Genomic DNA, 869 nt, shown 5'->3' with positions numbered 1-869 from the left:
CGAAGAAATTTAAATTCAAAACCGAAAACCAAAACCTTTAACAAGCGAAGATAAATTACTGATTTTAATCACTTAATTTATCCTCTATCTCCTTCAAACTTCGCCGCTTTCGAAGCGGTTCGCCTTAAGGAGGTGCGCATTATATAGAGCTGATTCTTTAGGTCAACACCTTTATCAAACTTTCTTTACATTTTTATGTTAGCGAATGTAATTAAGACTTTTCAGTCACTTTATTGCGACCAAGTAACGCATTAAATGGCCCAGATAAAGTATATAAAGCAAAGACCCCAAGCAGTACTAGCGACGGCTCTAACGCAATGACCGCAAAAACCAGAACTATAATAAGCAAGGTAGTAAACGGAACCCTTCTTTTCATATCAAACTCTTTAAAGGAGTGATACTTAACATTACTCACCATCAACACCCCTGCACCCGCAACTATCACCATCGTTAACGCAGTTAACCAGCCCGACTGCTCGTAATGATGCGCCGCCCATACAAAGCCAGCCACAATTGCCGCCGCCGAAGGGCTTGGAAGCCCTATAAAGTAGCGCTTATCCACCTCATCAATTTGTGTATTAAAGCGCGCTAGACGCAACGCAGCACCCGCCACATAGATAAAGGTCGCAATCCACCCCAAATTACCCAAAGTATGCAAATTCATAGTAAACGCGACAAGAGCGGGTGCCACACCAAAAGCAACCATATCGACCAAACTATCGTACTCTGCACCAAAAGCGCTCTGCGTATTCGTCATACGCGCCACACGACCATCTAAGCCATCCAGAATCATTGATATAAAGATGGCAATTGCTGCATTATCAAAATGACCATTCATAGCAGCGACGATCGCATAGAATCCAGAAAAC

Annotated in this window: 1 protein-coding gene; it reads right to left on the bottom strand. The window is 42.8% G+C overall.

From position 1 onward, the window contains the following. Positions 1-211: 211 nt before the first annotated feature. The coding region (gene pssA, locus A3763_RS15910; RefSeq protein WP_068760223.1) for a CDP-diacylglycerol--serine O-phosphatidyltransferase at positions 212-869 on the bottom strand (658 nt) is incomplete at its 5' end.

The organism is Oleiphilus sp. HI0128 (genome assembly GCF_001635365.1).
The sequence above is the reverse complement of the archived record's forward strand: the minus strand, read 5'-3'. Positions and strand labels throughout refer to the sequence as shown.